Annotated in this window: 27 protein-coding genes; 23 read left to right on the top strand and 4 right to left on the bottom strand. The window is 57.6% G+C overall.

The annotated features are described in order from the left end of the window. The first annotated feature begins 1 nt into the window (after nt 1). Entirely contained in the window at nt 2-307 is a 306-nt protein-coding gene (locus G1E_RS22475; RefSeq protein WP_047150117.1) for a hypothetical protein, read from the top strand. 108 nt (nt 308-415) lie between these two features. Here the strand turns inward: G1E_RS22475 and G1E_RS22470 are convergent, their stop codons facing one another. Next, complete coding sequence (locus G1E_RS22470) at nt 416-2,680, bottom strand: DotA/TraY family protein (protein WP_009685665.1); 2,265 nt, start codon at nt 2,678-2,680, stop codon at nt 416-418. A gap of 312 nt (nt 2,681-2,992) precedes the next feature. Between G1E_RS22470 and G1E_RS22465 the strand changes: the two genes are divergently transcribed. The 8 genes from G1E_RS22465 to G1E_RS22425 all read left to right on the top strand — a co-directional run bounded on the left by G1E_RS22465 (nt 2,993) and on the right by G1E_RS22425 (nt 8,975). Beyond that, nucleotides 2,993-3,490 carry a hypothetical protein gene (locus G1E_RS22465; protein WP_047150116.1) on the top strand — a complete coding sequence of 166 codons (498 nt, stop codon included), beginning with the start codon at nt 2,993-2,995 and terminating at the stop codon, nt 3,488-3,490. Beyond that, the gene (locus G1E_RS22460) at nt 3,483-3,974 is read left to right on the top strand and encodes a hypothetical protein (protein ID WP_009685668.1); all 492 of its coding nucleotides are present in this window, start codon (nt 3,483-3,485) and stop codon (nt 3,972-3,974) included. Before G1E_RS22465 ends, G1E_RS22460 begins: the two co-directional genes overlap by 8 nt. Before the next feature lie 15 nt (nt 3,975-3,989). Next, on the top strand, nt 3,990-5,120 hold the full coding sequence (locus G1E_RS22455; RefSeq protein ID WP_110389093.1) for a hypothetical protein: 1,131 nt from the start codon (nt 3,990-3,992) through the stop codon (nt 5,118-5,120). Continuing rightward, nucleotides 5,120-6,211, top strand: a complete 1,092-nt coding sequence (locus G1E_RS22450) for a hypothetical protein (protein WP_023118059.1) — start codon at nt 5,120-5,122, stop codon at nt 6,209-6,211. Before G1E_RS22455 ends, G1E_RS22450 begins: the two co-directional genes overlap by 1 nt. Before the next feature lie 380 nt (nt 6,212-6,591). Then, nucleotides 6,592-7,104, top strand: a complete 513-nt coding sequence (locus G1E_RS22440) for a hypothetical protein (RefSeq protein WP_009685675.1) — start codon at nt 6,592-6,594, stop codon at nt 7,102-7,104. A 10-nt stretch (nt 7,105-7,114) separates the two neighbouring features. Further along, entirely contained in the window at nt 7,115-7,762 is a 648-nt protein-coding gene (locus tag G1E_RS22435) for a hypothetical protein (protein WP_023118060.1), read from the top strand. A 201-nt stretch (nt 7,763-7,963) separates the two neighbouring features. Beyond that, the gene (locus G1E_RS22430; RefSeq protein ID WP_015026433.1) at nt 7,964-8,476 is read left to right on the top strand and encodes a DUF6036 family nucleotidyltransferase; all 513 of its coding nucleotides are present in this window, start codon (nt 7,964-7,966) and stop codon (nt 8,474-8,476) included. Then, nucleotides 8,457-8,975, top strand: coding sequence for a hypothetical protein (locus G1E_RS22425; protein WP_009685678.1), 519 nt, complete (start codon nt 8,457-8,459; stop codon nt 8,973-8,975). Before G1E_RS22430 ends, G1E_RS22425 begins: the two co-directional genes overlap by 20 nt. A gap of 99 nt (nt 8,976-9,074) precedes the next feature. Here G1E_RS22425 and G1E_RS22420 read toward each other — a convergent pair whose 3' ends face one another. From G1E_RS22420 to pilM, 3 genes are all read right to left on the bottom strand, one after another. After that, nucleotides 9,075-9,458: a hypothetical protein gene (locus tag G1E_RS22420; RefSeq protein WP_009685679.1), complete on the bottom strand. Its 384-nt coding sequence runs from the start codon at nt 9,456-9,458 to the stop codon at nt 9,075-9,077. Nucleotides 9,459-9,462: 4 nt separating this feature from the next. After that, nucleotides 9,463-9,996, bottom strand: coding sequence for a hypothetical protein (locus tag G1E_RS22415; RefSeq protein WP_009685680.1), 534 nt, complete (start codon nt 9,994-9,996; stop codon nt 9,463-9,465). A gap of 220 nt (nt 9,997-10,216) precedes the next feature. Next, on the bottom strand, nt 10,217-10,648 hold the full coding sequence (pilM, locus tag G1E_RS22410; protein WP_023118063.1) for a type IV pilus biogenesis protein PilM: 432 nt from the start codon (nt 10,646-10,648) through the stop codon (nt 10,217-10,219). Between the two features lie 2,308 nt (nt 10,649-12,956). Between pilM and G1E_RS22395 the strand changes: the two genes are divergently transcribed. The 14 genes from G1E_RS22395 (at nt 12,957) to dsbG (ending at nt 24,492) form a co-directional block, all read left to right on the top strand. Next, complete coding sequence (locus G1E_RS22395) at nt 12,957-13,349, top strand: hypothetical protein (protein WP_047150113.1); 393 nt, start codon at nt 12,957-12,959, stop codon at nt 13,347-13,349. Nucleotide 13,350: 1 nt separating this feature from the next. After that, complete coding sequence (locus tag G1E_RS22390; RefSeq protein WP_009681564.1) at nt 13,351-13,611, top strand: hypothetical protein; 261 nt, start codon at nt 13,351-13,353, stop codon at nt 13,609-13,611. A gap of 14 nt (nt 13,612-13,625) precedes the next feature. Beyond that, nucleotides 13,626-14,204, top strand: coding sequence for a hypothetical protein (locus G1E_RS22385; protein WP_065861622.1), 579 nt, complete (start codon nt 13,626-13,628; stop codon nt 14,202-14,204). A gap of 12 nt (nt 14,205-14,216) precedes the next feature. Beyond that, nucleotides 14,217-15,794 carry a DNA topoisomerase gene (locus G1E_RS22380; protein ID WP_110676739.1) on the top strand — a complete coding sequence of 526 codons (1,578 nt, stop codon included), beginning with the start codon at nt 14,217-14,219 and terminating at the stop codon, nt 15,792-15,794. Beyond that, nucleotides 15,766-16,074, top strand: coding sequence for a hypothetical protein (locus tag G1E_RS22375; protein WP_223813025.1), 309 nt, complete (start codon nt 15,766-15,768; stop codon nt 16,072-16,074). Before G1E_RS22380 ends, G1E_RS22375 begins: the two co-directional genes overlap by 29 nt. A 130-nt stretch (nt 16,075-16,204) precedes the next feature. Then, nucleotides 16,205-16,582: a hypothetical protein gene (locus G1E_RS22370; RefSeq protein ID WP_023118068.1), complete on the top strand. Its 378-nt coding sequence runs from the start codon at nt 16,205-16,207 to the stop codon at nt 16,580-16,582. Next, nucleotides 16,582-17,754 carry a hypothetical protein gene (locus G1E_RS22365; RefSeq protein ID WP_009681559.1) on the top strand — a complete coding sequence of 391 codons (1,173 nt, stop codon included), beginning with the start codon at nt 16,582-16,584 and terminating at the stop codon, nt 17,752-17,754. The genes G1E_RS22370 and G1E_RS22365 overlap by 1 nt, the downstream gene beginning before the upstream one ends. Further along, nucleotides 17,747-18,214, top strand: coding sequence for a hypothetical protein (locus G1E_RS22360; protein WP_009681558.1), 468 nt, complete (start codon nt 17,747-17,749; stop codon nt 18,212-18,214). The genes G1E_RS22365 and G1E_RS22360 overlap by 8 nt, the downstream gene beginning before the upstream one ends. Beyond that, complete coding sequence (locus G1E_RS22355) at nt 18,211-18,639, top strand: lytic transglycosylase domain-containing protein (protein ID WP_009681557.1); 429 nt, start codon at nt 18,211-18,213, stop codon at nt 18,637-18,639. Before G1E_RS22360 ends, G1E_RS22355 begins: the two co-directional genes overlap by 4 nt. Beyond that, complete coding sequence (locus G1E_RS28480) at nt 18,636-19,778, top strand: hypothetical protein (RefSeq protein WP_009681556.1); 1,143 nt, start codon at nt 18,636-18,638, stop codon at nt 19,776-19,778. The genes G1E_RS22355 and G1E_RS28480 overlap by 4 nt, the downstream gene beginning before the upstream one ends. Then, nucleotides 19,759-20,550 (top strand): hypothetical protein, encoded by a 792-nt coding sequence (locus G1E_RS22345; protein ID WP_023118069.1) that lies wholly within the window; start codon nt 19,759-19,761, stop codon nt 20,548-20,550. The genes G1E_RS28480 and G1E_RS22345 overlap by 20 nt, the downstream gene beginning before the upstream one ends. 14 nt (nt 20,551-20,564) lie before the next feature. After that, nucleotides 20,565-23,093 (top strand): hypothetical protein, encoded by a 2,529-nt coding sequence (locus tag G1E_RS22340; RefSeq protein ID WP_023118070.1) that lies wholly within the window; start codon nt 20,565-20,567, stop codon nt 23,091-23,093. Next, complete coding sequence (locus tag G1E_RS22335) at nt 23,090-23,710, top strand: DUF882 domain-containing protein (protein ID WP_009681552.1); 621 nt, start codon at nt 23,090-23,092, stop codon at nt 23,708-23,710. Before G1E_RS22340 ends, G1E_RS22335 begins: the two co-directional genes overlap by 4 nt. After that, nucleotides 23,698-24,492 carry a thiol:disulfide interchange protein DsbG gene (dsbG, locus tag G1E_RS22330; RefSeq protein WP_009681551.1) on the top strand — a complete coding sequence of 265 codons (795 nt, stop codon included), beginning with the start codon at nt 23,698-23,700 and terminating at the stop codon, nt 24,490-24,492. Before G1E_RS22335 ends, dsbG begins: the two co-directional genes overlap by 13 nt. The last annotated feature ends 51 nt before the right edge of the window (nt 24,493-24,543 follow it).

Below are 24,543 nucleotides of genomic sequence, written 5' to 3'. Positions count from 1 at the left end.
AATGACCAACCGCTTCTGGCAGGGCCAGCAAGAGGCTGGAGCTGAGCGCAGCTGGCAAGCGCACGCGGGCATGCTCCAGCGCAAGCTTGACCACGCGAACCAGCAGAATGTTTTCCTGACTGCGCTGCAGGAGGCGAATAACTACATCCTGCAGCTCGCTCTTGATGCCCTGCAGCGCGGCGAGGCTAGCTCCCCTTTGCTCAGCAAAGAGGCGCGTGACTCGCTTCGTACTCGTTACCTGTCCCAGAATCTGAAGGCCAAAGGTTATGCCCTCAATGAGGGCGACTGGAGCATCCGGCCTTTGTGATGCCAGGGCCCTGAAAGGAAAAAGCCGACCATTGGTCGGCTTTTTTGTTTAAGAGCTTGATATTTATCACAAAAAGAAGGGCCATCAAAACGATGGCCCTTGGTGTGCTTATCCGCCGAACAGATCCTTGTTCGATGGGCCTGGTCGCTGTGGGGAGCCATCCGGCGTGTCGCCACCGCCACCTGGGCTACCTGATGGCCCTTTCGGGCGGTGCCCGCCGAGGCCACCGGCAGCGCCATGCTTCGTTTCCCTGACGCCGGCGACGAACACATCCTGGCCGCTGTCGCCCGTGCGCTCCGCGTCGGCGATACCACCAGTAGATCCGTTACCGATCCAGCGCAGGATGTTGTCCGGAACCCAGTGAATCAGGCTGAAAACGATGTGCACGACGGTGGTCATCATCACCACATAGATGGCCACGTAGGCGATGAAGCTGACGATGCCCGTCATGCTGTCGGCCTGGATCCCGGAGACGACTGACATGAAGGCCGCGTTGATGTATCCAACGATTGGCTGAGTCAGCAGCATGCCGCCGAGTAGGCCGAACAGCATCAGTGCTGGTCGCATCACCAGCGACAGGATCATCATGTAGCCCTGTCCGGCTCGGCCGACGGCATCGTCTCCATCTGGATGGATGTGGGCTACGGCAAACAGCGGGGCCGCGATGACCGATTCCAGAACAAGAACGAACCAGTTCACGATCGAGGTTGTCCAGGTGATGAACGGGATCATCGGCACATAGGTGCTCAGCGTCACGCCGAAGGCGAACAGGGCGAGCAGCATGAGGGTGATGATGCCCGAGAGGAACTGGAAGACTGCGCCTGCGTCGAAACCAACCTTCACTGTGGCCTGTGCTGCCCAGGAGTTCGCGACGCCTGTGGCGGTGGCCATGGCTGCGAGCATTACCTCGCCGGTAGTCACGATGACATCGCCGAAGCTTTTCATCTGACTCATGTGGTTGAGGTTGGAGCCAGCGATGCTCTGCGTCATCTGGTTGATCGCGCCCATGAATGGCGCGGACATCATCTTCTTGACGTACTCCCAGGCGCCTTCTCCGTCACGGGGCTCCCGAACGTTGGTCTCGGCGTAGTAGGTGTTACGGACCGAGTCGACGCGGTGCTTGGCATACTCGTCGGCGGTGAGCATGACGTCGGCGTATGTCTGGAGTGTCTCCTTGGTCTCCTTGTCGACGATGGCAATAGGATCGGCTGCCGGCAGACCGTTCAATGTGGATTGCATCACGTCGTTCATTTTGACGATGTGGTTGTACCAGGTGCCGGCGAACAGCCAGCCGCCGTCCTTGGCGGCCTTGAGGAAGTCCGCTGCAGCGCGATCACTGGTTTGCATCACAGCGGTCTTGGCGGCGGCGCGAAGCGAGTTCTCATAGGTGTTCGCCGCGGCGTCTATCACGCCCGGGGCCGGTTTTTGCCCGGCGACGATCTGCTGTGCCGTCGGCCGGATATCCTGGATCATCTGCTGGATGGCTTTGGCGTGTGCCGCGAGAATCGGCTCTTTGATGACCTTGGTGTTGCTGTTGCCCTCCGAGGCCTCCCAGGATTGCTTCCAGGTCAGGGCTCCGCAGACATCGGGGTTCATGTAGGAGTTGTCGTTCGCCTTCCACTTGTAGTCGGTGACGGTATAGCTCGCTTTGTTGTACTTCTGAACCATGTTGATGCCGCCATAGACCGGTATGGCGTCGGTAATATCAACGTCAATCTCTCCGGTGTTGACGACCTTGCGGGTGGATGCGACAGCTTGGATGCGTGTCGACCGACCAGAGGCCTCGAACTGCTTGTTCATCGCCGCGGTGCAGACTTCGAACTTCAGGATGTTGGCGGCCAGTGGTCGGGAATCTGGAATGAGCGGTCGGGAAAGCATGCCGTCCTTGCCGATTTGGTCGACCGCCTGGCTCCAGATTGCGTCTCCCACACCCACGCCCTGTATAGCAAGCCAGAGCACCATGATCTGGATCAGCGAGTAACCATGCCCGAGCGGTAGCAGCAGGGCGCCGCCTGCAGCGGTACGCAATGGAATCCAGATGTCGCTCATCTTCCGTCCGAGGACCTCGCCATCCTGAGCGGAGTCGACGGTGCCTTTGATCGTGGTGTAGGCGATAAAGAGCATGCCCAAGAACATCACGGCACCACCGAAAACGGACATCATGCTGCCCAGCACGTCCTCGGTCTCGCCGCCCTCTACGTTCCCGCCAGAGTGGATGGTCCCCACGATCGAGCCGAACACTTCTTCCAGGAAGTCAACGGAAGTATCGCCCGGCGGCGGGGTGAATTGGTTCAGTCCGCCTGAGGATTCAGCGTGGGCTGCTCCCCCGAAGAATGCGGCCAGAAGTAGGCAAAGCAGCAGCGATTTTCTCATCTGGCTGTCCTTTAGCTGTGCTTGTTGGAAGACGAGGGCGTGGGGGAGGGGAGCGTGAGTTCCGGCTCATGCGTATCCGCGTCACCCAAGCGGCCCAAAAGCCGCTCCGACAGTTGACGCCATGCTTGGCCGCAATCCTGGCGACCGGCGGGTGGCGCGCTTGCTTCAGGCTCGGGAGGTGGCGACGGTTCGGCTCGCTCGGTTCGGATGTGTTTGATGACTCTTAGCACGCTGATCACCAGTGTTGACGCTAAAGCGTTTAGTCTCGATACTTGCAGAAGATAACACAACGAAAGTCCGAGCCATAAACCAATGTTAAGCCTATCTACTGAAGATGTTGCAGAGCACTGGGAGCAGGTTTCGCCTGAACTAGGCCAACTGTTTGCTTCGATTGAGAGGGCAGAGGACTGGGCCCTGGATAATCACCCGGATATCGCCGAGCGCCTGCAGAGCTTCGGGCTCCGCCTCTCCGATCCGGCGGCTGCGGCGAAGCTGGCTGATGCGGACCGAAATGACCTGCTGTTCTTCCTCGTCTATATCAGCAGCAGCAAAGCATTCCGAATCGTCCAGTGGCTGGGCGAGCGCCACGCAGGGCTGGGGTCACGTCTGCTCGGAGTGCTCCTGCAGCAGGACTCTAATGGCGTTTTCTCGAACGTCCTCGATCCGATGTTGGCCGGCACCCTGGTACAGCGCCTCCAAGTTGTACAGAACACTCCGTTCTTCCAGCGGCTTCTGGCCCCCGAGTTCCTTGGGAGCCTGTCGAAGGCCATCACGAACTATCACCAGGAGAGGTCGGAGCGAGATGAATAAGTTTCCGTCGATGCTCGCTGTTGGCTTGCTGATCGGTGCCTCGACTGGAGTGGCCGCGACGAGCGCTTCCGATGCGCAACGTTATTGCGAAGACATTCAGCAGGGCCAGCAAAAGGCCCAGGAGGAGTACGTCAAGATCTACACCCCTGAGGTGAACCCCACGGAGGTGTTTCAGAACTCGATTACTCCCTGCATGGACCAGATCTCTCAGTACGTTGGCGGCCTAAGCATTCCCGGGCTGGGAAGCATCCAGGGGCTGATCGACAAGATCGGGAAGGAGTTGCTGGAAAAAGGTTGCCAGGCTGCGAAGCAAGAAGCGCAGTCTGCTGGGCAACGAGCCATCGAGTCGGTTCGTCGCAGAGCCAACGAGAAGAGCAACGGCAAGTACAGCCAGGTCATGGGCACTGTCGGCTCGCAGGTCGGGACTGTGGTGCCCGGATCGGCCGGGGAAACGGCGGGCCGCGTGATCAACATCCTGCAGTAGCTTGGGAGACCTGTGATGAAAGCATTCAAATTTTTTGGTCTCGGTGTCGCTACCCTGGTGGTTGGCCTGGGCATGAGCGGTGCTCCGCGGGAAGCCGAGGCGTGCTGCGGTGACGGCGCGATTGCCGCCCAGGGGGCGAATGCCGCCGGCATGGCGGTGTCGTCTGCCGTATCCACTGCAACTTCGACGATCGTGGCCTGGCTCCAGAAGATCGATTCGAGCATTCAGCAAGGGTTCAGCACCTTGACGCGGGAAGTCACAAAGCAGACAGCCCAGCAAAAGGTGATGATGGAGGGCGCGATCGCCGCTCAGACGCAGCTCTATATGGAGAAAGTTCGAGCTGATGCGACAACCAAATACGAGTTGTCACCTCGCAGCTGCTATGAGGCTGCGACGGGAGCCGCAGCGGGTCAGGCCGGCACTTCGGTGAAGCAAACCGCAGGTAGCCTGAACAAGGCGTCTGCAGATCGTACCCTCTATACCCCCAGCAGTGCGGCTGTCATTTCCCGGCACTATGACGAACACGTGGCGAAGTATTGCACGGCGGAAGAGGCTGCCCAGGGTCGATGCTCGCTGCCTTCGGATCCTGCCATGCAGGGTGCCGATATCCGCGTCGACACCTTGTTGGGCAATAGCAATCTCACCCCTTCGCTGCTGGAAGCCGTAAAGGCCCTCATCGCGAAATTGGTCAACGCCATCCCCACTCAGAACATCCCCAAGGCCTGGGAGGGCACTGCTCAAGGTAAGGCATTCATTGCGGGGCAGTATATTGAGCAGGCCAGATCCTCGGTCGCCGCAAACTCCTTGAACCAGGCTGTTGCCCTGCGCACACCGGTCGCTGGCCTGGGCGCCGCTGCGATGGTCAATAAGGCGGACATCTCTCCGATGGAGCTTATGGAAACCCTGGTCAACGGTCGGTTTCAATCGCCTGACTGGTACACCATGATTTCTGGCTTCTCTACCGAAAACCTGCTGCGCGAGCAGAACAAGATGCAGGCCTTCAAGCTGTGGATGGATCTTCAGTCTTTCCAGCAGATGGAGCGTGTTGAGGCAATGCTCGCGACCAATCTTGCCATGGACGTGAAGTCCGATTCGGCGGCACAGCTCGAAGTGGCTCGAAGCGCCGCGGCGAAGGCGGGGCAGTGATGCGGCCGCGCTGGATTGCTGCAACAGCTTTAGCTCTGGGGATAGCAGCACTGCCGGTCTACCGAGCGTCTGCAGCATATTGCTGTGATCCCTGGGGGTTCGTGGGCTATTCCGCGTTCGTTCAGGCCGGCGCCAGTATGGTCTCGGATTTTACTTCTTGGGCCAGCGACATTGTCGAAGTGCTTGCAGGCGATATCTACCCGGATTGGTGGTCGGGAGTGAATGGCCATCAGGCAGTCATGACACAGCAGCTCGCTGCTCAGCAGGCGCTCTTTGAGGGTAAACAGGCGGTCGACGCTAACCTGCAGGCCCAAGAGCGTGCCGGTAGTGCAGCCGAGGAGAGCATCCCTGCGAGCAGCCAGGCAGAAACAATGGCTAGCGTACAGGCGGTTGGAAGCGCGATGGTTGGAAGCGTCCGGCAAACTGCTGCTGAAAATCGCACGCTGCTAGACGCCACTCATGGAGCTTTCTACCAAGACCAACTCGCGCTGATCCAGCGTCACGTCCCTTACTGCTCCGATCGAGATGCCAGCGCTGGACGGTGCCAAGCTGTGGCTGCCGCCATGCAGGATCGGGACATCCGTTTCGACAGGATGTTGGAGCCAGGGGAGGGGAGAAAGACCTTTAATGAGGCCGAGATCGAGGCCGCCCGAGCCTTCGTCAAGAACGTTACGTTTGAGATGGCCACCAAGCTTCCCGATACCGGTAGCCCGCAAGGAAAGGCCCTGCGGGCGCACGAGTTGGCTGATGACGCGGTGATGTCGCTGGCCAGCAACAGCCTCAATGGGATGATTGCCAGGCGGTCTCCTGTTGATGGCCAGGCCTCGTTCTACGAGTTGATGTCCAACGAAATCGAAAAGCGATTTCTCTCTCCGGAGTGGTACACCGCTGAAAGCGGGAAGACTACTGCTCCGCTGCTGACCGAGTATCTGCACATGCAAGCCCTGGAAGATGTTCTGGCGCTTGAACGAAGCCGAGCACGCGAGCGGATCGAGATGATGCTCGCGCTGCAGACCGAGCGGCTGAATCGGAAGGACATACAGCCCCGTCTTGAAAATCAGCGCGGCGCTGCCGCTAGGGCAGGGCAGTAATGCACGTGTTCACCACCCAGGTACTGCCGGCAGACGTCAGGCTCGTACGCCTTTTCCCGATGGTCCACGTGGTTAGGCGGGTGCCTATAAGTGACCAGATAAGCACCGCGATGGGAGCCTGTATCGACCAGTTGTGCTCGACGGCACACCAGGAAGCCAACGCCCTTATTGGAGTGTCCTTTTCAACTTCTGCGTTGGTCACCAAAGAAGGGGAGCAGGTCATGGTCTTGGCCTATGCCGGTACTCCTGCCTTGCTAGAGGTTGCCGGACAGGCCGACGGGGATTAGGGGCCGAATTTGCGTTCGTCACGTTCCTTGCGAAAGCGAAGGGACTTTTGCCCCGGTCCCTGCCGGGGTTTTTTTTGGAAGAGGAGGAGTGGTATGGAGCTTGTGCGCTATGCACTGACGGACCCGCGAAACGATTGTGAGTGGGTTCGGAGTGATCTTGACAGCATGATCGCTATAGCAGAACGAGAAGGCGCTACTCAGTTTCAAGGGTTCACGATCCTGCGTGACGTGGTTCAGATAGAAAAGCAGGGCGATCGCTGGGTGCCAGGCCCGTTGCAGGTTCGTAGCCTGAGCTATGAGGACGTCTGCGGGCACTATCAGCGAATCCTCTCGGCCAATCCGGGGTGTGGTCTTCAGGTCGCGAGCCACGGGCTCGTTTTCCTTGATGATGACGGGATAACGCTGCTGAGAGCGCCGTACAAGGACGATGGCGTGACGATCGACGAAGACGAGCTCTATGAGCTGGACGGCGACGTTTTCTATTACGGCCACTGGGAAGGCGAGACTCCAGAGAGCACCAGGGCGGACATTTTGTCGCCAACCCTGAGGGAGATCCCAGATCTCGAAGAGATTCTGTCGCGGAACAACTCGCGGACTTTTTTCTAGGAGAATGGTCATGACTATGATCGCTGTGAACCGGAATGCCCCGATCGCCTACCACTTTCTATTCGCGCCTCACTCTCCGGAACCTGAGGGGGTTCTCGTTGACGCTGCAGGAATGCCTGTGCTGACTGATTACCAGGCGGTAGATTGGAAGGCGCTGGCGGTTTCTGCCCGTTCCGCAATCGACGGTGTTGTACCCAAAGGTATACAGCTATTTGTGGCTGATGATGCTGCCGACGTCTTCGAGGTCCTCAATCTCTGCCCGTGGTCGGTCAGCAGTCACGTGGGGAGAGGTGACTTCTACAGTCGCTTCAAAACGGCGGTAGAAAAGCTCGAAATGGCGGATATGCGTTCTGGCATCACCAGCCTCTCTCAATACGCCGACGATTATCATGTCAACGTTCCAAGCGCCGGTCGGCGCCCTCCATTGGGCGGGATCATTATCACAGTGAAGTTTCCCAACGCTTCGCATGTGGGAGACTATCTCCACAATGTGACGCATGCCCTCTTCGGCCAGATACGGCGCGATAATGGACTGGCCCTTGGGGTGGGGGATATGTCGCCGGCACTGTTGAGCTGGTTGGAAAATCAGTTTGGTGTCGCTTATGGTCGGCGCTGTGAATCGTACTTTGTTGGGACGACAAGGCCCCGCCCGCACTGAGTCCTGCGTTTCCGGTGCATGCCTCTGGCTCTATGCTCCAACCCTCGACCTGCTTCGCCGGCGGAGCCGGCTCGGTCTCACGTTATTGATTTTTAGGAGCATTCAATGTCAAACATCCAACTCAGCACACCGCTAGGGGAGGCCGTAGCTAGGCTCTTCTCCCGGGCTTTACCTCTTCTGGAGGGTCAGGCGCCCGGTGCCATGAAGGTCTTCATCTTCGGTGGATGTGGGGTGCACCTGCTGACGCACGCCCGCGGGAGCGCCGACATCGATGCTGAGGTCGAGGCAGCAAGGATCCTGCGCCGTGACGAGTTGGTGGCGGTGCTGGCAGATCCGGAGTTCTATGAGCAAGGGGACGAAGATCTCACGGTGGAGTTCGATCCGAACTACAACACGTCGCTTGGGCCTCTGCATGAGGACTATCGAGATCGAGCAATACCCTTGGATGGGTTCGACGGAAACCAGCCTCTGCATGTTTACGTGGCCGCTGGCGTGGATCTCGCTATTTCCAAGTTGAGCCGGTTTACAGAGCAGGACAAAGCTGATATCGAAGCGCTTATCGACAGTGGCCGTGTTGATGTCGAAGAGTTTGTTACACTGGCCACACAGGCAATCGATTATGCGGTCGGGAACCGCTCGGGCATGCTCAGCTGCTTGGCCGACGTCACTGAACCGTATTTGGAGGATGGGCACTATGGCTCGCCAAAACCCTGACGGCAATTTCGGCAAGCTCCTGGAGGATGTAACCCGGGGAGGGCTGCGCCATGCCTCGGCGGAGGCGCTTGCGGAGCTGGCCAAGCAGCTCTGGTACGGCCAGGGAGACTTGGTGTCTGTGCTGGAGGACGAGGTTTCCAGGCGTCTACGTCAGGTCGACCAGAAGCAGCGAGCGCTGTACCTGGTGGATCGGCTACGCCGCTTCCCCTGTGTACCGCGGGAGAAGGCCGCTTTGCTCAAAGCGTTCGTGTCGTCCTGGTCATCGCTCAAGCCTGCGGCGCGGTCGCCACGGGCGAGCCAGCTTGTGGCCACTCACCGCCTGGATAAGCTCGCGTTCGAGTGGGGGCTGGAGGAGGACGTGAGCCCGCAGATGAAGGAAGTCCTGCAGTACCAAACCCGGCACTATGCGGCTACGCAGGGCGTGAGTACCGGATATAGTGACGGTGCTCCGTCGCCGGCGGAAGACCGCAGCAGGGCGGTAGTGGCTATGGCGCGGTGAAGGAATGGACAGAAGCAAGAAGGGCCGCGCAAGCGGCCTTTCTTGTTTGCGCGGGTGCTTATGCTGTCGGCAGGCGGTAGCCGTCGATGTAGCCCATAGTCACCAACCGCACGGGTAGCTGGGGAAGCAGAGGTTGATGTCGAGCATCAATTCTTCGTGGGGCCGGGGAGACCAGAAGTAGTACCCAGCGAGCCGTGCAAAATAGACGGGCTGGCCGGCAGCTTCGCCAACGACCTCGATCTGCTTCCCGAAGCTCTTGAGAAGGTGTGCTACCTCATTACGCATTGAGGTCAGCGCCTCGTTCACGAGTTGATTAGGCGTCAGGTCAGGATTCGGCTCCGCGTCGGGATCCATGCGCTGGTTGACCATGCACCAGTGATATCGGAACAACTCCCACTCTTCAGTCGGTAGCTTGGTGGTGATGTGCTGCAGCACGGTCTGTTTGAAGAGATCCTGGTCATGCTGGGGGATGCTGTTCAGCATATCGTCACGCCTCGCTGGTGGCCGCATGGGTTGAGGAGATAGGGGACGCAGAGAAGCCGGCGAACTCGCTCTCAAGCCAGTCCTCATCCAACTCCGTAATAGGGAGGACCTGGCCCTTCTTCAGGACGGCCCGGACGATCCAGTTTGTCCAGGGCTGGCATTCCTGCATCGCCTGTTGAGCCTCCGCCAAACTCAATTTTCCAGCAGCTGGGTCATTTAGCGACAAAGTCACCGCGGCTGCTTGGTCCTTGAGGGCCTGCAGGGCCTTGTAAGCCTCGGACATCAGGCTGCGGTGGCCTGGGAGCGATTTCACTATCGCAACGCCTGCGGACGGGACCAGCTGCAATCCCAGCTCGCTGAGCGGCCCCACGTATTGCTCTTGGTTCTCAAAAACGCCAGTCACCGCCCAGTCTCCAAAAAGTGCGTCCTTGTGGAACGGATGTGCTGTGTGGATCTGTATACGAAGGCGCTGTGCCGTTGCTAGGTGCGTAGCGATCAGTGCCTCGTCACGAATCATTGCGATGGAAGGCTCGGTCATTCTGGTCCTCGTCTACTAGCTGTGGTGGCTCCGACCAGCTGGTCAGGCACTAGATCTTGTGTTTTCCGCTTGCGACCGTTTAGCGCGAGGCGCGGTATTGCGTATTGCTCAAGTAGCGGCGCAAGGCTTATAGTCATTTAAAGAATAATAAATAATGTTTTTATAGCCGTTTAACATAACAATGATTATACGAACAAAATCAATAGGTTAGGTTGGTGTCTCAGAACACGACGCTCCCATCCGGGATTGCGCTGGGCAGGCTTGAAATGACGCCTCGCCTCGGGTTCACCAGGTTGCCGTTCTGCTTGATGCCTACGGTGAGCGCATTGTCCGTGCGTTTGAGCAGGAGTTCGGCCAGGCCTGATTTCGGCTGGCTGTAGAAGACGTACACCTTCCCGGCTTGCACGACGTTACTGATGCCTGGGGCTTTGACGTACCAGCTGGGGAGGCCAAGCTGCGCGTCGGCGATTGTTCCTGAGGCAGCTGGGTTGCTGGCCTGGTAGGCCGCAACAGCGCCCTTGTAGACCTGCATGCTCCCCGCGATCGCGGCTATCTCTCCCTGCGTTTCGGTATCTCGCCAGTCCTGGATGTTTCCAAGGAAAACCGAAGCAGCCAGCCCAAGGATGGCGAACAGCGTCCAGAACATCTGCATTGGTCTCTCCTAGGTGATTCCAGAGGACTCTGGTCCACCTATATATGGGAATGTTTGCTAGAGTCGCTTATTATAATGCAACGAAAGTAAAATTTGTGCACAGTACGGATACGCCGCGCCTGCCGGCAGTGCGGTTCTAGTGCAGATCTCATCTGGAGGGGACGAGAATGGGCTTCTTGAAGAAAACGCAGTCTGAAAACCCGGGAGAAGAGGCCGGCGTCGGCGAAGTCGACGATGGGTTCGTTGAAGTCCCTGCAGATGACACTGCGGCTGACGAAGCCGCCGNNTGACGAAGCCGCCATTCGTGATTCGCTGAAAGAACAGGGCGAAGCCGGTAAGGAAGACGAGTCCGCTCTGGAAGAAGTCGTTGCGCCTGCGGAGGCGCTTGGTGACCAGGCCGGGCAAGACGATCTGATGGATGGCCTGCCCTCCTCGATCTATTTGCTGCGCGAGATCCTGCGGAACCACGACTGGTCGGAGAACCCTGCGGATCCCGCAGGCCAGATGATCGAGTGGACGATGATCGAGTCCATGATTCGCTCTGCGATCGATGCGGGCCATCGTGCTCATGTGGAGCGAGTTTGGGCAGAGGTTGCCCCGCCCAGTCATGGCGGGCTTGCCGATGTGCTCGCTTCGCTGCCGCAGGATTCGGCGGGGGCTGCAGGTCCTGACGCAGCTCAGCCCGCCCAGGAGGAAGTGCACATCGCCGAAGATGCAGCTATGGGCGTCGAGCCTCACCTGCGCACCTTCCAAATGCCCGAGGCTGATCGTCTTCCGGAGCCTTACCTTCGTACCCTCAGCCCGGACGATGTGCTGGATGGTCAGTATCGGCACATCCCGGACGAGGCATTCTCCCAGCCCTACCAAGGTCAGGAATGGGCTGCCCGGCCAGAGGCCGTGCGCCCTGCCCCTGCAGCGAACTCCGCAGCGCCTCATCCTGAAGGAACGCCAACGGCCGGCGGGACGGACCTGTTGAGCAAAGCATTGTCGGCACCTTTCGCGCTGGCTTCCGCGGCGGGGAGCCTTGTCCTGGGCTCACTCAAGACGATGGGCGATCAGGCGCGCTCTTTCTATCAGAAGCGAGCCGTCAATGGGCACCAAGTCATGGAGAGGCAGCTCAATGATCACGCTACTCGCATCGACGGGCTGACCAGCCGACTCAGGCAGTCAGGCATGGGTGAGTTCATCGCTGAACTGAAGGCAACCGGTCGGCCGGCCAATGAGATATTCGACGGGATGAAGCCTGGTGGCCCCTATGAGAAGTTCGGCCGCCGCTTCTCCTCGTTGATGGAGGACGCGGATTTCGCTTCTAACTACGCGAACCTGCAGCGGCATATGGACGAGTTCGGCGACCTCGCATCCCGTTACGCGAAAGCAGGCATCGACCTTAATTTGGACTACTCCGACGCGGTCGATCGCAACCTTTCGAAGATTTCGGCCGCTACCGAAGGCTTCCCGGGGACGAAAGATGGCGCCTTCAAGCACCTGCAGGAGATGGCGCAGCAGATTGGGGAGCGGATCAAGCGGCTTGTCGACCGGCTTATGGGCCGGCTTGCGCCGCAGTAACAGGAGGATCCAAGCATGGAGAGACCACCTATTACTGGGGTGCTTTTGGCCTTCGGCGCAGCACCCTACAAGTTCGAGAAAGACGAGTCGGCAAGCTTCTACGTCCAGTTACAGCTGCCCACTGGCGAGACCAAAACCCTATGGGGTGTGGGCTTGGAAAAAGCACTCGAAGACTCTGGGGTGCAACTTGGTGAGGTCCTGACTGCCCAGAACCTGGGGAGGCAGCCAGTCGAGGTCGATATCAAGGTTCGTGACGAAGACGGGAAACTAACGGGCGAGGTCCGCCGAGAGGTGGTGCATCGCAACGTATGGTCAGTGATGGGTGCGCCGGAGTTGGACTGGCGGCGGGACGCGGAGCAGAAGGAGCAGCCTGGCCAAAGCGACAATGACCAGGCTCGTGGTGGCCCTGCGGATTCCTCCTCGACCGAAAGGGCCGCTGCCGGCGCCACCGCGACCAGTACCGATCAAGTTTTCGCAGATGCAGGCAATGCGTCAGCTCAAGAAACCTCGGTGAAAGACTCAGCCCGTACTGGATCTCGGCGGGACAAGCGAGATCGCTCCCCGTCTCGGGGCCGGCGAGCGGAGCCCGCCGAGGCGNNCCCCCGCGGAGGCGGGGGTACAACAGCATGGGGCCGCCGGCACCGGTGGTGGCCTCGGCCCCGACCTGGTATCGAAGGCCTTTTCGGCGCCCTTCAATGTCGCAACCGCCCTTGGCGGCCTGTTCTCGACTTCCTTTAAAGAGGTGGGGCACAAGTTCACAGCGCGGAGCGTAGATGGCTATGGCGTTCTGGAAGGACAGCTTTCGGATCTGGCCAATGCCGTTGAGCGCAAGGCCACCTGGTTGAAGTCGCAGGGGGAGATAGATGGTCAGGTGGCACCAGGTGCTGCGCAAACGGCGGAAGATCTGAAGCGGCTTCTGGGGGATTTCGACACCCTTTCCGGTCGGTTTTCCGATATGGGCAGCAAGCTCGGATATGACTACGCCGAAACTCTGGAAAAACATTCTACTTCCATGAAGTCCGCCCTCGATAGTCTAAATGGAAAAGTCGAAATTATTGCTGAGCTTCAAGAGCTTGTCAGTAAACTTGTAGACAAACTTGAACGACTTTTTTCGAACATAAAAATGGGTCGATAACATGCAAATTATTACCGACGAAAATATCAACCGGCTCATAGCACGGCTCGACAACTGCTCTGTGCTTGTGGACGCCGCGGACAAGGTCGTCTCCCCTGAGGTTTTTGGCCGAATTAAGGCGCAAACCCTTGCATATGCTGGGTTCATGTCGGACCTGGCCGGTGGTCGGCTGCCTCGCTTTTCTAACTCCACTATTCAAGGCGCAAGCTTAGTTGAAGAGTTCTGTCTTCTGATCGAGACAGAGTTGGGAAATCAAAAATAGAAAGGGACAAGCAGATGAACGAACTGAATGAACGATTGAGTTCGGGGGCAGAAAGTATTTGGGGTAAATTCTGCCGGGCTGTATCGGAATGTGATCTTAAATGGGCTGTCGTTCTTCCAGCAGCTATTGGAGCCCTGACGATAGTGGCGGGCGTGGTGCAGGAGGCCCATGGGCAAACGGATCTGATAATTCAGGGGGGGCGTGCTGCTGTCGACGCATACAAGGCCAGTCACCAAGCGAATCCTCTCACCATTCCACAAATTGTTATTGAAGCGTTCTCCCCAGGTGGCCGTGATATGGGGTTTGGTGGGCGTACTCAAGGCATTGGGGTGGGGCTGGCCAGCATTGGTCCGTTGTTGGGAGCTGCGTCAGTGCTGTTGGCCCGTGGTTTCGAGCGCATTAAGGAAGGGTTGGGCGCCAAGGCAGATCAAGCCGAGAAGGCGCGAGAGGCCGAGCAGTCGCGGCAGGCTTCGATGTATCTCGGTGGAAGCGTTGCTCTGTCCGGGCTTGGTTCGACGCCGGGCTTCTACGTCGACGGCCGTCAGGCTGGGCTCGACGGTGAGGAACCCTCCGCGACCATGCGCCCACGTTGAATGGCAGACTGTATGGGGCGGGATCTGGTGATCATTGAGGCGCCTGGAAAGCTTCGGACTTTCCGGCGCCTGTGTGAGGGTGTCGGCCTGCAGGCCGACATTTGCGCGACCATCGGCCATGTTCTGGAAGCGCCGAAGGACATGCGCGATCTGGGCATCGCTCTGCGGGGTGAGGAATATGTGGAAACCAATCGGCGCCCGATCCGCGAAGATTCATTTCGGTACCTGTGCGATTGCCTGGCACGTTGCAAAGGGCGAGTGCTGATTGCAACGGATAATGATCAAGAAGGACATGTAATCGCAGCTGATATTGTCGGCCTCATGGAGGCTGCTGGCTGCAGGCAGCCTGCGTATCGTCTGGTGCTCAACGGTCTCACCAATGATGCGATGGTAAGGGGATTGGCTCAGCTGTCTCCGGTTGATATCGCGTTGTCCAATGCCGGAGTTGCGCGGCGGATTGTCGATCGACTCATTGGTGGGGGGTTATCTGATTTTTCCACGGGCCGGACCGTTGGCCGAGTTCAGACCGCCCTCCTCTCGATCGCCGAGCATGGACTGCCTCACAGCCTGATAGGGCTGTCGATGCCGTGCTCGAACGGTGGTGAGCCATTTCGAGCGGTTCTTCCTGTTACTGGCGTAGCTACCCCGGCCGAACTTATCGCGCAACTCGATGCGTTGCCGGCGCGTGAGGTCGCGATGGCTACACCTGAGCGACTGAGCGAGCCAGGCAATTATGGCGATACGCTGCTGTCACTCAATGCCGCAGCAGGGCTGAGCATCTCCCAGGCGGCGGAGCTGCTGCAGGAGCTCTACGAGGCTGGTGACATTTCCTATCCCCGCACATCGTCGCGTGCTTTCAGTGATGCGACGGTTGAGGTGCTGGAAGCGCTCGCCAAGGTACGGGGGATCCGGGCGTTCCGTAAAGCTGCAGTTCCGACCATCCAGTCGGATGGGGTCGCTCATGAGGCGATCCACGTGCTGAACAGCGAGCTGTTGCAGCGACTCGATCTGGGGCGTCCTCCTTCTCTGCAGGGCAGTCTGCGAGAGGCGGCGCTATCCATTATTGCGAGACAGTCATTCGAGTCTGGGCTGGTGGTTGCCCGCGAGCGTCCGAATCTGGACGACCTGCCTGATTTCCTCGCAAGCCTGGATTGGAGTCGGGATGCGCGGCGGCCGATGCTCCCTTGGCGGCCTGCCTCTTCGGTCACAACGAAGGGCGGTGCACTTGGGCTCGATGCCGCCCTGGTGCAACAAATGATGAAGCACGGAGTTGGTCGTCCCAGCACATGGCCGTCTCATGCTGCTCGCTTCGCCGAGCGCGGCTTCGTCGACGACGCCTATCAGCTGACGACGAAGGGGCTACGAGTACTTGAAGCTGCTCCGCAGGGGCTTCGAGATGTTCTCTGTACTGCCAGGATCGAGGACTTGCTGCAGGAGCGTGGCAGCGAAGTTTCACACATGGTCAACCATGCCATGCAGGTTGCCCTGGAGGGCGATGCCGAGCTGGCTGCTCAGCTGATCAGCCAGCTCGATGTTTTGCAGGACGAACAGGAAGAAGAACTTGAACACCGTCATCGCCCTGTTTTCTAGCTGCCCTTCCCTCAAGCGAGCCTTGCCCATGGCGGCTCTCGCTGCTGGTTGCACGGCTCTCGCCTTCGCGTATTTCCAGGATCGCAGCCCTACCCTGCAGTCCAGTGAAGTTCAGGTGGTGAGGGGGTTCATAACCCGCACTGGCGATCCAGCATTGATCGCTGCCTACAACGCCGCTGTTTCAGATGGTGAGCTTTCCAGGGCAGAAACTGAGGGCCTTATCGAGAGGGCGAAAGCCGCACCGCCAATATTCTTGCTGACCATTCCGCCAAAAAAATAGCAAATGCCTTTGCAGTTTTTTTAGCGTATTGTTAAGCTCACTTTTGTTTGTCTATGACGTGCTTCTAAAGTGATCTTTCCCTATGGTCAAAGCATCTAGTCGAATCGAGTACAGCGATTTTGAGCACATCATGATCCACCTGGCGGGTGAGCGTGGGTGGACCTTCAAATTCGGCGATGAGTCTGTTCCGGTCGAGGCTGTGTTCAATCATTCGACCTATGCCCCTGCCCTGTTGGCTGCAGCTGAAACCGAGCTCGCGGCCAGGCGGATCGGTGGCGACTTGGCTTTCGCCCTGGAGGGTGAGGGCAACTCCCTGTTCGGCGCCCGGGTCCGTTTGGTCAGCGAGCGGAACTCATTCCTAAGCCAGTTCTGGCGAATGGCCACCACGGCGCTGATTATCGAGTCCCTTCCTCGATCAGGCAACAGCATCATGCTCGACCAACTGCAGTACGTGCTGGGCGATCGCTTTGCTGACTACGTCGAAGCTGCTACGGCGGAGGCTTCCTGATGTCGATGTTGCGCAAGCTTCACAAGCAAGAGGTGGAGCGTTTTTCCAGCGGTGAACAAACCACTGCCACTCAGGCGGCAGTGGAGCCAGCTGCTGCACAAGGCGGTTCACTACTGGACGAATTTGAAAACATGCTGCTCGGCAAGCCCGAGCAAGCTGCAGCCCAGGCGGAGGTATCGCCGGCGCCGACCAGTCAGGTTGTGATCGAGACGCAAGTCGTCTCCCCGGCTGCACCGGAACCTAAGTCGGAGCTACCTGCAGAGCCAAAGGCTGATGAGGCTTCGCAGCCAGAAGCCCCGTCCGCAGCCCTGGTGCCAGGTTTCGCCGAGGTCCTCAAGGGCCTGGCTCCAGTCTTCAAGGCAGCAACAATCTACCCGGGGCATGACGCAGATCCGGCGAGGATCGCTGAGGCTGTACGTCGCATGTCTCTCGTTTCTACTGGCCTCGCCCAGCATATTGCAGGGCGAGTGGATCCTCAGGAGCTCGATGCCGCCTGGGCCAAGAAACACCTGCATGGTTTCACCGCCGAGCTCGTGGCCAGCCAGTGGATCTCGTCAGTGATCTCCCGCGGCGGTATGCCGGCCGGAGAGTATCCCGAAGTCACCGTCGAGTTTTTGGGGGCTATGGTCGATGGGGCGTGGGCCGCATCCCAAAAGGTTTCCCTCGGCGGACTTCCTACTGGTGATCATCTCGGTGCCCAGCTCGCGCTGCTCACTTCAGTAGCCCCGCTGTCGTTGGAGGTCGAGCGCTACTTCGCCATCGTTATATCGCAGGTACCTGGCCTGCAGGTGAAAGCTGAGGACCTGTTGTCGGAGTTGGCCGTGTTTCTGGTCGAGCAAGTGTCGGAGCAAGTGACGCGCCTCGGTAACGGTGGCTCTGGGCTGTCTGCTGCCCCTCAGGAAATGCTGCATCGTCTGCTTATTCAGCACGCGGCAGAGGTACTGCTTTCCTCTTGGGAATATTGTCGCGGCGAGGTTCTGGGTGCGTTGAAGGATGCCGCCGATGTTGATGCGGCTGCAGCGATTCTATCCCGTCCTGAGTTTACTCACGGTTTCCCGCTGGAGGCACTTAAGGCCAGGGCTTCTTCATCCCTGAAACGGTTGGTGGCCACGACAGAGTACGCCCTAACCATGATGAGGGTTACCCAGCCCGCAGGAGCGAGCCATGTCTGAGGTGACCAACAAGGGCGGCGCGCTACGTAAAGTTGGCCGGGCTACTGCCTGGGTGGGCAAAAAATGGGTTTGGACCGTCACCGGTGATTGGCGTGAGGCTCGCCACAACGCTAAGCGGATCTACAACCTGCTGAAGTCCCTTACGGGGCGTACCTATCGGGAAGAAAGCTTCTCGGATGCGGTCTCCCGGCTTCACCTGAGCGAGAAGGATCTCGATGCCCGTTGCCGGTATCTGCATGCGCTTTCCGTACTGTTTGGCCTGATGGCGATTGTTGCCGGCGTGTTCCTCGCGCTAGTGCCCTGGTCGCCCAGTCCTATCAACCACGGCCTCATGTCCTTCGGCGTTCTCGCGTTGAGCATCACCCGTTTCTTGGTCACCAGGTTCCGAGTGGCCCAGATCCGTGAACGACGCCTTTTTAGTTTCAAGTCGTGGCTCCTGCGTCAGGAGGGGCGTTCGTGATTGACGCTCTGCCAATGGCGGCCCCTAGTCCGCACATTACTGGCCAAGCTCGCGAGGTCTGCATCGTCCGAGCAGCGGCTCATTACCGTGCGCATCCCGACTTGGTCAAGGCCATCATTCGCACCGAAGGTGGCACGACTGGAAAAGTCTCTTACAACAAGAACGGCTCCTACGATATGGGGCTCATGCAAATTAATAGCATTCATCTCGCGGAACTCTCCAAGTTTGGAATAACCAGAGACATGCTCGTCAACAACGAATGCCTGAATATTTTTATCGGTACTTATTACATTCAGCGTAGCGTGCTGGGGAGTGATGATTTTTGGAAAGGCGTTGGTAACTACCACTCCCGCACGCCCGACAAGAACTATCGCTACAAGCATCGTGTATGGAACAATCTTAAAGAAGTCCGGGGGCAGCAATGAACCGCGGTAATGTCAATAAGTCCAATACTGATGAGCTGCTCTGGGTTATCGTCTTTATTTTCGTAGGCATCATCGCGCTTTGGTACTTTGGGCACGAAAAAATTTCTACCGTTGTTATGTCTCTCAGAAGATTCGAAGCGAGCCTAATTCTTTTTGATGCAGATGGTAGGTTGGCGTTGATCGAATGGCTTTCGAGCACCCATCCAGCTGATGCAACCCCTAAGTCACTTTGGTCTTCGGGCATCGTCGCGAGCCGGGAGCTCCGCTGGTATGTACTGGTTATCCTTACCAGCGTGTTTGGGTATCTTATGTACCGGGCGCCCGATCGCGGCAATAAGTATTCGAATAAACATACAACTGTCAGTCTAGCGAAACAGGAAGCGAGCCAATGGCCGGTTATCTTGCCGGCCCTCGAAACTGATTTTATCGCGCTGCCACTCAATCACTCGGTGCATGGTATGCGGGCTAAGGTGCGTGATTACGCCCGGCGGCACCAGTTTTTGGTCAGAACTGCTGCATTGGGCGAGGAGGAAGATCCTGCAGATATTGAGTTGCTGGATAACAAAGAGGCGTTAAAGCTGTCGCGGGCCAGGGCAATTCTTGTTGCGCAACTTGGTAAGCCTTGGGAGGGGGTCGATTCCTTGAAGCCCTATGAGCGTTCGCTCTTTGCCGCATTTGCAGCCCAGATGAACCATGACAACGACCTCGCGCTTAAAATAATTAATGAGCTCGCCCGTGCATATGTGAGGGCAAAGCGAATGAAAAAGATTGCCTTGCTGAATTCGTTACATGCAAAACGTGCATTGCACCAGTATGCAAATACCAAGGTAGTTAAGCGTGTAGTAAGTCGATATGCGTATAAGCGCACAGTGCTGATGGGAATGAAGGCAGCGGCTTCAGCAAATGGTGTGCTTGCGCCAAATTGGTTCAGATGGTTAAAGGCAGTTGATCGTGTCACTTGGTATTCGTTGTGCGATATCGGCATGGACGTTGCCAGCGTAGAAGCCTGTGGTTTGCGCTCACATTGGTTGTCAGAGGTTGTCGCTAAATCGGCAATCATGAATCCGCGTATTGAATCGGCGCTGGTAGGAATTAAAACTGCTCTTGGGGAGATGGTAGATGAAGAAAGTGATGATTGAGCGCCTCGCGAACTTTATTCGCCGCGCCCCCAAAAACGTTTCGGTTAAACGTAAGCGTAAGCGACTTTCGTTCGAAATCAAATCGCCGGCATATCAGTTGCACACCCTGAATCTCTCTGACTATGGGGATGACACACTGAGTTTCATCTTGGAAAAAGAGGCGGATGGCAATCTGTTTGTGGTGGCCAAGGCCCCCGAAAAATACGGCTCGGATAAAGGCGCTATGACCTCGCTGTTTAAAGCGCAAGTGGCGAGCGAGACCGACGGCGTATACCTGATCACTCAGGTGAACAGTCTGCTGACCAAGAAGTTGTCGGTAATGAAGCTGGTGGGACTCGCCCTGCTCGCTTGGTTAGGCTACCTCTTTGTCAGTGCCTATATCGATGTCGTCTCTGGCAAAGGGGGCAATATTGAGCCGTCGGCTCTCTCGTCGCTGGATGCAGCGCATCCTGCAGTCCGAGTGGCGGACAGCGGCGCCCCAGTCCCTGTAACTGTACATCCGTTTGACTGGCAGAGCGCTCCTGATCACCTACAAGCAGATCCCATTGCGAACCCAGACCAGCTGCAGGCCATGAGTCCTGAGGACATCGCAAAGCAGATCTACAACGCTGCCGAAACAGCTCGGAAGCAAGGGATGCGCGACAACGCGCCGGCGATGTCGAGTGATGTGGCGACTGGTCTGGAAGCCTTCGGACTGGCACCGAGCATCGATGCTGGGCAGTCGGTAGGACCTGGCTGCGATCCCAAACTCGCTTTCCAAGTCGCTGAATAACTGGGTATAGGCGCATGGTTCACGGCGTAGAGAAGCATCACGAGATTAAACGGACGCGAATCTTTCGGGATACGCGGCCGTTTTTCGAACAGATCCTGGAAGACTTTTCGTCGTTTCACGCGATTCTTATCGTCTACGTCATACTGGTGTTTCCGCTATTCTTTCTTCCTGCGCTGTTTGAGCTGAGTCTTGTTCTTGGCTTGATCTACAGCTTTATTCCACTCTCGCGCAAGCCAGATATTCCGTTCAGGAAGCGCAAGTCTCTGAACGAACTGGATCGCAACGATAAGCACCCAGGTACTGGCAAGCCTCAGCAGTCTCGTGGCATCGCCTTCATTGGTAATCGGAAGTCCGATAATGCGGAAATATGGGCGGCCAACGAAGATCTTAGAACACACGCTTTCATTATAGGCTCGACCGGGGCCGGTAAAACCGAAGGGCTGATTTCAATCGCTTATAATGCCCTGGTTTGGGGGTCGGGCTTCGCATATACAGACGGAAAGGGCGATGTAAGTCTCTACGCCAAGATTTTTTCAATGGTCCGTTCCATGGGGCGCGAAGACGACCTCCTGGTAATCAACTACATGACCGGCAACGCTGACACAACGAAAAAGCGATCCGACAAACTTTCAAATACCTATAACCCGTTTGCGGTAGGCAACAGCGAGAGCCTAATTCAGCTCGTGGTTAGTTTGATGGATGCCGGCGATGCCAAAGGTGATATGTGGAAGGGGCGTGCAATTAGCTTCATCAGTTCGGTTATGCCGGCGCTGGTGGATCTGCGCGACCAAAGTTTGCTCATGTTGCATATCGGTGCTATTCGGGAGGCCCTGCCCTACCCTAAATATTTCGAGCTGATGAATAATGTTAACATCAGCCAGAAGTCCAGGGACATGATGCAAGCCTTCTTGTATGACGTGCCAGGTTATAAGCGCGATAAAGGTGAGAATCAGTCGGCAACCTTTAACGAGCAGTACGGGTATCAGCAAATGCAGTTCACCCGTATTCTGAGCTCCCTTGCCGATACCTACGGGCATATTTACCATACGCCTCAAGGGGAAGTGGTACTAAAGGACGTTGTTGTCAATCGACGCATCTTCCTTGCTCTACTTCCGGCACTGGAGAAAAGTCGTCCCGAGTTAGGCAACCTTGGGAAGATCATTGTGGCTGGCATGAAAGGCATGATGGGTGCCCAACTGGGTAATAAAGTTGAGGGTAGCAAGTTGGAGTTGTTAGACTCTCGACAGACTACGGCCCCAACCCCATTCATCGCGATATTTGATGAACTAGGTTATTACATCCCTGACGACGCGGCACTGATGTGGGCTCAGGCTCGTAGCCTCGGATTTGCTCTCATCGCGGCAGGCCAGGACCTGCAGGCGTTCTACAGAACATCGAAAGAAGAGACGCTCGCCATTGTCTCTAACAGCAACATCAAGATTTTCGGAAAACTTGAGGACCCAACCGATACCTTTGACTTGGCCGTTAAACTTGCCGGGGAGGCCTACGTGTCAGTGGTGGACGGCTACGAGATGGCCGATGATGGTGCAGGAAGTTATCGCGGTAACACTGGTGCACGAATTGAACGTGTCAGCCGCGTAGAACTCCAGGACTTCAAAGAGCAGGTTGAGGGTGAGATCCACTTCATGGTGAAGTCGGATATCATCCGCGCTCGAATGTTCTATGCAGACTTCTCTGGTAAACGCTTGAGCAAGGAATACCAGCTAAATCATTTCGTGAAGGTGATCCCGCCCAACGAGGCTGAGCTGAAGGCTTTCAGCATCAACACACAAGAACTACGTGAAACACTGCGCTCACTTCCGCTCGCGAAACAGCGCTCCACTGATGGCTTCTTCGGATATGTGGCCGAAGTAGAGGCTGGAGAGCGCTACAAGCAGTACCTCACCGCGAAGCTGGGTGTGGAGCGGGGGATCTGCTTGTTGCTGGGATACGACGACTCGGCGGTTGCGCCAGTGGTCGACCAGGACGATGGCAGTGCCGGCGGCGCAGTTGGGAATGGGAGTGCGCTTGCACAAGCGCCGACGAGCGATAGCGACGCTATGCCCTCTCTTGCCCAGGCGCCGGGTGGCGCGGATCAACCTGCTCTCGCAGCAGCCCCTGTGGTGGCCGCCGGTGATGATGCAGGAATCGTATTCGACGGTGGCCAGCTCGCTTCGATCAACATCTTCGCCGAAGTTCCGCGTGAACCGTTCGGCATCGACATCGTGGCGCTGGCATCTGCCGCTATACCAATCATCGAAACCGCGCTGGAAGGTCGGGTCCAGCGCCCTGCAGAAGAGACGCCTCCAGCAGGACAAGGTGGCCTGCTCGACGAGCAGGCTACCCGAGTGTCGTTGAACAGTATCGCCTTGGGTCTTGGGGCGCCCGCCGCTGAAGCAGGTGCAATGGTGGAGAACATCATCCAGGCCGCGACGCAGGGCTCCGAATACCCGGTTCCTCCTAAGCCTGAGAAAGCGGGCAAGGACCAGGAAATGGAGGATGTCATGAGCAACCTGGAGTCGCTGATTGGGGGGCGTGCATGAGCATTGAGTTGGCCATGTCCCGCCGAGATTTGCTGAAACGCTCTGTAGTGGCTGGGATCACCGGCATGGGGGCCTTCACTTTCAGCGCCCCGTTGCTCGCTTCAACCGGCTTGCTGCTGCCTGCCAATTACGCGAACCAGGCGGACGCAGCGGCATTCTGGGCAAAGCCTCGGGTGTTGAACCTCTATCGGCCATCTACCGGCGAGCACAAGCAGATCTGCTACTGGCGAGATGGCCACCTCGATTTGGCTGGATACCGCGAGGCCTGCCACATGCTGCGAGATGTCCGTGCAGGCAAGGCTACGGAGATCGATTTGCGGCTGCTCAACCTCCTCCGGGGTCAACAGGGATGGCTGGAGCTTGCCTATGGCTTCAAAGAGCCCTACCAGGTCAACAGTGGATATCGGACGAAGGAAACCAACGAGGCTACAGAGGGTGCAGCACGGGACTCGTACCACACGAAGGGGCAAGCGTGCGACGGAAAGTTCCCGAGCCTTCCGATCGAATATCAGGGTCGCCTGATGTCAGCTTTCCGTACTGGCGGGGTGGGCTTCTACATAAACCGTCAAAAATTTATTCATTCCGACGTAGGGAGGGTTCGATATTGGGTACGTTAGTCGGCAAAGTGCTATCACCCATTGCTCTGGCTGCTTTTGCAAGCCATGCTGCCGCCGCCGAAACGGCTGAGGTGACTCCCGTGGAGTCCTACCTCATGTCCAAGGGGAACATGATCGTTCAGGCGTTCCCAGCGGCTTCTGGTATGAAAGGGATCGTTGTCGATAACGGTGCCGAAAAGCGCTTGTTCTACGTCACGCCCGATGGCAAAAGTCTGTTAGCCGGTGTGATGTTCGATACACAAGGCGCCAATCTTACCAGCGTGGATCTGGCTCGTACTGCGAGTGTAGAACCGGTTCCGCAGAGTAGTCAGTCCGCAGACAGTCTGGCTCATGCTTGGAAGCAGGCCGAGCAGCTGAAATGGCTGGCGGAGGGGGATGCTGATCGCGTGATGTACGCCTTCTTCGATCCGAACTGCGCGTACTGCCACGAGTTATGGGGCATGCTCCGGGCGCCGGTTGCCGCAGGTGACGTTCAAGTTCGCTGGATCCCGATTTCCATTCTCCGGGCGTCGAGCAACGAGTTGAACGCAGCGATCTACCAGCAGGCAGCTACCGAAGGCGTGCTGATCCCGATGGCTGAGATGGCGAAGCGTCAGCTGCAGCCGGCGACAGTCACCGAAGACATTCGCCAAAACCTTGCGGACAACCTGGCTCTATTCCGCCAGGCGGGGTTTCGAAGAACTCCGATGATTCTTTACCGGGACCGGGACAAGGGCCAGGTAAAGGTATTTGAAGGTGCGCCACTTCCCCAGGAGCTGGCGGTGATGCTCAAAAAAGAGTAGCGACCAAGCTACCAATAATGAACACTTCCTCTGCGCGGCCTACCAGCATCT

This window comes from Pseudomonas sp. TJI-51, from assembly GCF_000190455.2.
GTDB classification, from domain to species: Bacteria; Pseudomonadota; Gammaproteobacteria; order Pseudomonadales; family Pseudomonadaceae; genus Aquipseudomonas; species Aquipseudomonas juntendi.
Note: the sequence above shows the minus strand (reverse complement) of the source record. Positions and strands in the feature narration are given on the sequence as shown.

Excerpts from the sequence above, each read along its gene's own strand:
- G1E_RS22475 (WP_047150117.1), top strand. The coding sequence starts at position 2 with ATGACCAACCGCTTCTGGCAGGGCCAGCAAGAGGCTGGAGCTGAGCGC.
- G1E_RS22470 (WP_009685665.1), bottom strand. The coding sequence starts at position 2,680 with ATGAGAAAATCGCTGCTGCTTTGCCTACTTCTGGCCGCATTCTTCGGG.
- G1E_RS22465 (WP_047150116.1), top strand. The coding sequence starts at position 2,993 with ATGTTAAGCCTATCTACTGAAGATGTTGCAGAGCACTGGGAGCAGGTT.
- G1E_RS22460 (WP_009685668.1), top strand. The coding sequence starts at position 3,483 with ATGAATAAGTTTCCGTCGATGCTCGCTGTTGGCTTGCTGATCGGTGCC.
- G1E_RS22455 (WP_110389093.1), top strand. The coding sequence starts at position 3,990 with ATGAAAGCATTCAAATTTTTTGGTCTCGGTGTCGCTACCCTGGTGGTT.
- G1E_RS22450 (WP_023118059.1), top strand. The coding sequence starts at position 5,120 with ATGCGGCCGCGCTGGATTGCTGCAACAGCTTTAGCTCTGGGGATAGCA.
- G1E_RS22440 (WP_009685675.1), top strand. The coding sequence starts at position 6,592 with ATGGAGCTTGTGCGCTATGCACTGACGGACCCGCGAAACGATTGTGAG.
- G1E_RS22435 (WP_023118060.1), top strand. The coding sequence starts at position 7,115 with ATGACTATGATCGCTGTGAACCGGAATGCCCCGATCGCCTACCACTTT.
- G1E_RS22430 (WP_015026433.1), top strand. The coding sequence starts at position 7,964 with ATGAAGGTCTTCATCTTCGGTGGATGTGGGGTGCACCTGCTGACGCAC.
- G1E_RS22425 (WP_009685678.1), top strand. The coding sequence starts at position 8,457 with ATGGCTCGCCAAAACCCTGACGGCAATTTCGGCAAGCTCCTGGAGGAT.
- G1E_RS22420 (WP_009685679.1), bottom strand. The coding sequence starts at position 9,458 with ATGCTGAACAGCATCCCCCAGCATGACCAGGATCTCTTCAAACAGACC.
- G1E_RS22415 (WP_009685680.1), bottom strand. The coding sequence starts at position 9,996 with ATGACCGAGCCTTCCATCGCAATGATTCGTGACGAGGCACTGATCGCT.
- pilM (WP_023118063.1), bottom strand. The coding sequence starts at position 10,648 with ATGCAGATGTTCTGGACGCTGTTCGCCATCCTTGGGCTGGCTGCTTCG.
- G1E_RS22390 (WP_009681564.1), top strand. The coding sequence starts at position 13,351 with ATGCAAATTATTACCGACGAAAATATCAACCGGCTCATAGCACGGCTC.
- G1E_RS22385 (WP_065861622.1), top strand. The coding sequence starts at position 13,626 with ATGAACGAACTGAATGAACGATTGAGTTCGGGGGCAGAAAGTATTTGG.
- G1E_RS22380 (WP_110676739.1), top strand. The coding sequence starts at position 14,217 with ATGGGGCGGGATCTGGTGATCATTGAGGCGCCTGGAAAGCTTCGGACT.
- G1E_RS22370 (WP_023118068.1), top strand. The coding sequence starts at position 16,205 with ATGATCCACCTGGCGGGTGAGCGTGGGTGGACCTTCAAATTCGGCGAT.
- G1E_RS22365 (WP_009681559.1), top strand. The coding sequence starts at position 16,582 with ATGTCGATGTTGCGCAAGCTTCACAAGCAAGAGGTGGAGCGTTTTTCC.
- G1E_RS22360 (WP_009681558.1), top strand. The coding sequence starts at position 17,747 with ATGTCTGAGGTGACCAACAAGGGCGGCGCGCTACGTAAAGTTGGCCGG.
- G1E_RS28480 (WP_009681556.1), top strand. The coding sequence starts at position 18,636 with ATGAACCGCGGTAATGTCAATAAGTCCAATACTGATGAGCTGCTCTGG.
- G1E_RS22345 (WP_023118069.1), top strand. The coding sequence starts at position 19,759 with ATGAAGAAAGTGATGATTGAGCGCCTCGCGAACTTTATTCGCCGCGCC.
- G1E_RS22340 (WP_023118070.1), top strand. The coding sequence starts at position 20,565 with ATGGTTCACGGCGTAGAGAAGCATCACGAGATTAAACGGACGCGAATC.
- G1E_RS22335 (WP_009681552.1), top strand. The coding sequence starts at position 23,090 with ATGAGCATTGAGTTGGCCATGTCCCGCCGAGATTTGCTGAAACGCTCT.